The organism is Oscillibacter sp. CAG:155 (genome assembly GCA_000436875.1).
Lineage (GTDB): Bacteria > Bacillota > Clostridia > Oscillospirales > Oscillospiraceae > Oscillibacter.
Window position 1 is genome coordinate 42,499 of sequence record FR890948.1, and the last position, 6,989, is coordinate 49,487.

Here is a 6,989-nt window from a genome sequence, read left to right on the forward strand (position 1 = left end):
AGGGCCTCATCGCCGGACAGAGCGCGGCGGCCTGGGCCGTGGCGCAGGGCCGTGAGAGCGGGACCTGATCCCTATACATGTTAGTGAATACGGTTTGAAATTCAGACTATATTATTAAATGAAAAGAAAAAAGGAGTATGAACGTATGGCAATCAAGCATTTGACGACAGCGGAATTCGCCCCCCTGACGAAGGCAGCCCCTCTGGCAATGGTAGACTTCTGGGCCTCCTGGTGCGGCCCCTGCAAGATGCTCTCTCCCACGGTGGAGGCCATTGCCCAGGAGTATGACGGCAAGGTCCTGGTGGGCAAGGTCAACGTGGACGAGGAGCCGGAGCTGGCCCGCCAGTTCGGCGTCATGAGCATCCCCACGGTGGTGTTTTTGAAAAACGGCGTGGAGTTTGACCGCAAGGTGGGCGTGATGCCCGGCGACGTGTTCACCGGCATCCTGGACGACAATCTGTAAATCGCGTCCCATGGACGGGGGAGCAGGCTGAGCCTGTTCCCCCGCCTTTTTTGTCGTTACGGCTCCTGCCGGGGCTTTTCCCCGCAGCGGTAGCGGGCGCAGGCGGGCGTATCCACCGTGCGGTCCTTGAGCCGGGGATGGACGCAGTGCCCCTGGTCCAGGGGACTGTACCCCCGTCCGCACTTGACATAGTGGCGGCGGAAGTACTTGCAGCTCTCGCAGGTCTCGTTCATAAGCTCACCTCCGGCTCCAGTTTAAGGGTATATCCCTTAAAAGTCAATAAGGGGATTTCCCTTATTGTATACTGAGCGCGAGGTGATGTCATGTTCCATCATTTACGTGCACTTCGGGAGGACCGGAACCTTTCGCAAAAACAACTTGCGGAACTTTTACAGGTCCATCAAACCACATATTCGGACTACGAACTGGGAAATATCAACATTCCCGTGGAAGTTCTGATCCAGCTGGCAGAGTTTTACCACACCAGTGTGGATTACCTGGTGGATTACACCAATGATCCCCGCCCCTATCCCAAACGCTGAACCACGCCCGCCGTGCGATCTGCACGGCGGGCGTGGGTTTCTGTCCGGACACGGAAGGGGGCAGGGGATTGCTTCCACACGCAAAAAAAGAGGGAAGCCCATGGCTTCCCTCTTTTTCATTCAGTGATGTACCGATTCCGGGGAGGTGCTCAGCACTTCTCCACCACAACGGCAGTGCCCATGCCGCCGCCGATGCACAGGGTGGCCAGGCCCTTCTTGGCCTCGGGCCGCTTCTGCATCTCGTGCAGCAGCGTGACGATGATGCGGGCGCCGGAAGCACCAACGGGGTGGCCCAGAGCGATGGCGCCGCCGTTGACGTTGACCTTGCTCATGTCGAAGCCCAGCTCACGGGCCACGGCGATGGACTGAGCGGCGAAGGCCTCGTTGGCTTCCACCAGGTCGATGTCGTCGATGGTCACGCCGGCCTTGGCCATAGCGTTGCGGGAGGCAACCACGGGGCCGACGCCCATGATCTTGGGATCGACGCCGCCCTGGCCCCAGCCGATCAGCTTGGCCATGGGCTTGAGGCCGTACTTCTCCACAGCCTCACCGGAGGCCAGGATGATGGCAGCAGCACCGTCGTTGATGCCGGAAGCATTGGCGGCGGTCACGCGCTGCGTGCCCTTGTCGTCGGCATCCTGGATGCCCTTGGGCTCAAAGGTGTGAACAACCTGAGGATTGGGGGACTCGGGGCCAACGGGGAAGGCGCCGCGCAGCTTGGCGATGCTCTCGGGAGTAACGTTCTCCTTGGGATACTCGTCGCGCTTGAACTCCACGATCTCCTTCTTGACCTTCACGGGGACGGGAACGATCTCGTCATCGAACCGGCCGGAATCCCGGGCGGCGCAGGCCTTCTGCTGAGAAGCGGCGGCGAACTCGTCCTGCTCCTTGCGGGTGATGCCCCAGATGTCGTTGATGTTCTCAGCGGTGGTGCCCATGTGGTAGTTGTTGTAAGCGTCCCACAGGCCGTCCTTGATCATGGTGTCGACCAGCTTCTTGTCACCCATGCGGGCGCCCCAGCGGGCATCCATGGAGGCGAAGGGAGCGGCGCTCATGTTCTCGGTACCGCCGCAGACCACGACGTCGGAGTCACCGGCCAGGATGGAGCGGGCGCCCTCGATGACGGACTTCATGCCGGAGCCGCAGACCATGCCCACGGTATAGGCGGGAACGGAGTAGGGGATGCCGGCCTTGATGGAGACCTGCCGGGCCACGTTCTGGCCCTGAGCGGCGGTCAGGATGCAGCCGAACATGACCTCGTCCACCTGCTCGGGCTTCACGCCGGCACGGTTCAGCGCTTCTTTCACCACGATGGCGCCCATCTCGGCGGCGGGAGTGTTCTTCAGGGAGCCACCAAAGGAACCAATGGCGGTTCTGCAGCAATTGACGACATAAAGCTCTTTCATGATGTTCCTCCGTTTTTCTTGAAATTTGACCGGCAGGCGGTGCATTTTCCGCGCCGCTGCCGCAGTATCCATAACAAACGGCGAAGGACGGATGCACGTCAAACCCGGCAACAGGATTGCCAAATTTTTGACAAATGACGTTCCTTCACCCCGTCTGCAAATTTGATTATAGAGGCTTTTGCAGTCTGCGTCAATGCAATTTTATGTGAAATCCGAAAATTTGTTAAAAGTTTGACAAAACACCTGCCTTTTCCGTCAACTTGACGAAAAAGGCAGGTGTTTCCAAAATCCCCTATGTCCCGGCATCGTCCCGGGCACCATCCCGGGCAGCAGTCAGCCGCTCGTAGAAGGTGGGGACCTCCAGGGTGTCGAAGGCAGAGGTGGTGGTGACCTCCGCCTCCCGGGCGGCCTGCTGGAGACGGCTGTCAAAGTAGTCCGCCGCCACCGCCGCCGTGTCCAGCGGGCGGCGCAGCAGGAGATAAAACCCGTCATCGGCCTCCAGGATGCCGCTCCACTGACCTTCCTCCAGCGTTTTGGAGGCCTCTTCCACCGCCTCCGGCAGCACACCGGCTCCCGGCAGAAACGTCCGGGCGCTGTCTCCGGTGCCGTAGGTCTCCTCCAGGGCGGCAAAGGCTGCCGGAGGATCGGCGCTGGCATTGATCTGAGAGAAGAGAGACGCCGCCTGCTCCCGGCAGCTCTCCCGGTCCGCCTCGTCTGTCACCGGCACCACCAACCACTCCAGCGTCAGATACCCCCGCTCTCCCGCAAAGGCCTCCACGGCGCCCTCCGCCGGAGCCAGGGCGCTGCCGCTCTCGGCAGAGAGCTGGGAGAGCTTGCGGTAGAGGAGCGCATCCTCACACAGGGCCTCCGCTTCGCTGCGCTCCAGACCCCGGTCGGCCATCTGGGCGAGATATTCCTCCTCGCCGCCGGCCTCCTCCGCCTGTTTGGCCCAAAGACTGTCCATCTGGGGCTGGTCCGCATCCGTGATCTCCACCTGGTACTGCTCCGCCCAGTTTTCCACCGTGGCATAGAGCACCGTGTTGTCCAGTGCCTGCTGGCGGACGTAGTCGGCAAGGTCCGTGCCCTCCAGGGTCTCCGACCAGTCCAGGGTCAGCCCCGCCGCGTCATAGGCCGCCTTCAGCTGGTCACAGCCCCAGGTCAGCCAGTAGAGATACCGCCAGGCCGGCACCTCCCGGCCGTCCACCGTCAGAAGGACCGCATCGGGGCTGATGCCGGCAGCCTCGTAATAGAGGCCGGAGGTCCGTCCCTCATCCGCTTTCTTCCCGCCGCAGCCGGCCAGGGAAAAGGCCAGCAGCGCGGCAAGGCCCAGGGCCGCAAATTGTCGTCTCCTCATGTTCAGGCTCCTCCCACAGGATGTCCTTCCATCCTATGCCAAAGAGCGCTGTTTTATGCCTGCCCGGACGGCTCCGAGGCCAGCTTCAGATCCTCCACCAGAGCCAGGGCGGCCTCCAGCGTGTCCTCGCCGGGTTTGAGCTTGAGGGTGAGCATGGGGGTCTCTCCGGCGGAGAGGGTGAGCCGGAACTTGTACTTGCTCAATCCGCACACCGCCACCAGCGCCTCCGGGCGGAACACCGCCAGAGTAAAGCGCAGCATGCTGCCTTTCTGCGTGATGTCGCACACGCCGGCCTTGGCCGCCGCCGCCCGCAGCAGTGCCACGTCCAGCAGCGCCAGGACGCTCTTGGGGGCCTCGCCGTAGCGGTCCAGCATCTCGTCCAAAAGGTCGGAGGCGTCGTCGTTGGTCCGGATGGCGGCGATGCGCCGGTAGAGGTCCATCCGCTGCTCCGGCGCGGGGACATACCGCTCGGGGATGTTGGCATTGATGGTGAGGTCGGCGGAGCACTCCGTCTCCACCTTCTTCTCCTCGCCCTTTTCCTCCAGCACCGCCTCTTCCAGGAGCTTGAGGTACATGTCGTAGCCCACGCTCATGAGGTAGCCGCTCTGCTCCGGGCCCAGCAGATTGCCCGCGCCCCGGATCTCCAGGTCCCGCATGGCGATCTTGAAGCCAGAGCCGAACTCCACATACTCCCGGATGGCCGCCAGGCGCTTGGCCGCCGTCTCCTGGAGCACCTTGCCCCGGCGGTAGGTGAGGTAAGCATAGGCCCGGCGGGAGCTACGGCCGATGCGGCCCCGGATCTGGTGGAGCTGGGCCAGGCCCATCTTGTCCGCGTCCTCGATGATGAGGGTGTTGACGTTGGAGATGTCGATGCCGGTTTCGATGATGGTGGTGCACACCAGAATATCCGCCTCGCCGTCCACCATGGCCTGCATGACGGAGGAGAGCTCGTGCTCGCTCATCTTCCCGTGGCCCACCACGATCCGCACCTCCGGCCCCAGCATCTTCTGGATGCGGGAGGCGGTCAGGTCGATGGACTCCACCCGGTTGTGGAGGTAGTAGATCTGTCCGCCCCGGGCAAGCTCCCGGCGCATGGCGTCCTCCAGGATGGCCCAGTCGTGCTCCAGCACGTAGGTTTGGACCGGCTGGCGGTCCCGGGGGGGCTCCTCCAGGGTGGACATGTCCCGGAGGCCCGAAAGAGCCATGTTCAGCGTCCGGGGAATGGGGGTGGCGGAGAGGGTCAGCACGTCCACCTGACGGCTCATCTCCTTGAGCCGCTCCTTGTGGGTCACGCCGAAGCGCTGCTCCTCGTCGATGACCAGAAGGCCCAGGTCCTTAAACACCATGTTCTTCTGCAGCAGCTTGTGGGTGCCGATGAGCAGGTCCACGCGGCCGCCGGCCGCCGCCTCCAGAATCCGCTTTTGCTCCTTGGCGGGGGTGAAGCGGGAGAGGACCTCGATCTTCACCGGGAAATTGCGGAAGCGGCTGACGGCGGTGGCGTAGTGCTGCTGGGCCAGGACGGTGGTTGGCACCAGAATGGCGGCCTGCTTGCCGTCCAGGATGCACTTCATCACCGCCCGGAGGGCCACCTCCGTTTTGCCGTAGCCCACGTCGCCGCAGAGGAGCCGGTCCATGGGCCGGGGCTTTTCCATGTCCGCCTTGATCTCCGCGATGCACCGCAGCTGGTCGTCGGTCTCCGTAAAATCGAAGGACTCCTCAAATTCCCGCTGCCAGGTGGAGTCGGGGGAGAAGGCAAATCCCGGCTGCTTCTGCCGCTGGGCGTAGAGGGCGATGAGCCCCTTGGCCAGATCCTTGGCGGCCTTTTTGGCCTTGGTCTTCTGCTTGGCCCACTCGGTGCCCCCCAGCTTGTTGAGCCGGGTCCGCTCCTGGTCCTCACCGCCGCCGATGTATTTGCTCACCAGATCCAGCTGCGTGGCGGGGACGTACAGACAGTCGCCTCCGGCGTAGTCGATCTTGATGTAGTCCTTTTCCACACCGTCCACCGGCAGACGCTGGATGCCCACGAACCGGCCCACGCCGTGGTGCTCGTGGACCACCAGATCGCCGGGGGTCAGGTCCGTGTAGGACTGGATCTTCTGGCGGTTGGAGGTTTTCTTCACCCGCTGCCGCTTGCCCGCGGAGGTGGCGGTCAGCTGGCCCTCCGTCAGCACCGCCAGGTGCAGCTGGGGCCACTCGCTGCCAGCGGTGAGGGCCCCCAGGGTGATGCGCACTTCGCCGGGGGCGGGCATGGCAGTGTTGGCAAGATCCAGCACCGCCGGGATGCCCCGCTCCTCCAGCAGATGGCGCAGGTTGTTGGCCCGGGTCTCCCCGGCGCACAGCAGCAGCACGGCGCTGCCGGTGGCCCGGTAGTGCTCCAGGTCGCTGACCGCCGTCTCCAGACTGCCGCCGTAAGAGGAGAGCTGCTTGGCGTTGACCGCCATCAGCCCCCGGGGCCGCAGGGGGTGGCGGGAGGTGGGCAGGGTATCCTCCATCACCACCGGGAACTCCTCCAGCGCGGCATACAGCTCCTCGCCGGAGAGGGTCAGCCGGGCGTACTCGCCCGCCAGCAGCCCTGCCGTCAGCAGGGACTCCTCATCCTGCTTGAGCTGCAGCAGCGTTCCCTTCACCCGCTCGTCCACCCGGCCGCTCTCGCACAAAAACACCACCGCGTCTTTGGGCAGATAGTCCACGCCGGTGCAGATCTCCGGGTACACGGCGGCCAGATACCGGTCCAGACCGCCGGGAACGGCCCCGGTGCGGAAGCGCTCCGCGTCCTGGCGCAGCTGCTGGGCGGCAGCCTCCGTCTTGGGCTTTTTCGCCAGCTTCACGGCCAGCGTCTCCAACTGCTCCGCAAGCCCCGCCAGGCCGCCGGGGGCACAGTGGGGCAGCACCTCCGCCGCCGGCAGGATCTGGGCGGAGGCGACGTTTTTCGTCCGCCGCTGGGTGCCCGGGTCAAAGGTGCCCATGGAGTCGATCTCATCGTCAAAAAACTCGCACCGCACCGGCTGGTCCATCAGGGGGGAAAACACATCCAGAATACCGCCCCGCAGGGCAAACTGGCCCACGCCCTCCACCTGCTGGCAGCGGGTGTATCCGGCGGACACCAAGCGGTCCGTCAGCTCGTTCAGATCTGCCCGGCTGCCCACCTCCAGTGTCAGCGCCAGGGAATGGAGCAGCTTGGGAGGCAGCGTCCGGGCGCACAGGGCATCCGCCGTGGCCACCGT

The 6,989-nt window shown here is 64.0% G+C and carries 6 protein-coding genes; 2 read left to right on the plus strand and 4 right to left on the minus strand.

Annotated elements, in window-relative coordinates; all coding sequences use genetic code 11:
• Positions 1-145: 145 nt before the first annotated feature.
• Positions 146-463: a thioredoxin gene (gene trxA / locus QZL67_RS09355; RefSeq protein WP_022290459.1), complete on the plus strand. Its 318-nt coding sequence runs from the start codon at positions 146-148 to the stop codon at positions 461-463.
• A 56-nt stretch (positions 464-519) separates the two neighbouring features.
• On the opposite strand, the gene QZL67_RS09360 is transcribed toward trxA, so the two are convergent.
• A complete protein-coding gene (locus QZL67_RS09360) occupies positions 520-696 on the minus strand; it encodes a hypothetical protein (protein ID WP_022290460.1) in 177 nt (58 codons plus the stop codon).
• 90 nt (positions 697-786) lie between these two features.
• Between QZL67_RS09360 and QZL67_RS09365 the strand changes: the two genes are divergently transcribed.
• Positions 787-1,005: a helix-turn-helix domain-containing protein gene (locus QZL67_RS09365; protein ID WP_022290461.1), complete on the plus strand. Its 219-nt coding sequence runs from the start codon at positions 787-789 to the stop codon at positions 1,003-1,005.
• Positions 1,006-1,154: 149 nt separating this feature from the next.
• Here the strand turns inward: QZL67_RS09365 and QZL67_RS09370 are convergent, their stop codons facing one another.
• The 3 genes from QZL67_RS09370 to mfd form a co-directional block, all read right to left on the minus strand.
• Positions 1,155-2,411, minus strand: a complete 1,257-nt coding sequence (locus tag QZL67_RS09370) for an acetyl-CoA C-acetyltransferase (RefSeq protein ID WP_022290462.1) — start codon at positions 2,409-2,411, stop codon at positions 1,155-1,157.
• 292 nt (positions 2,412-2,703) lie between these two features.
• The gene (locus tag QZL67_RS09375; protein ID WP_022290463.1) at positions 2,704-3,765 is read right to left on the minus strand and encodes a peptidylprolyl isomerase; all 1,062 of its coding nucleotides are present in this window, start codon (positions 3,763-3,765) and stop codon (positions 2,704-2,706) included.
• Positions 3,766-3,818: 53 nt separating this feature from the next.
• The coding region (gene mfd / locus QZL67_RS09380) for a transcription-repair coupling factor (RefSeq protein ID WP_292920220.1) at positions 3,819-6,989 on the minus strand (3,171 nt) is incomplete at its 5' end.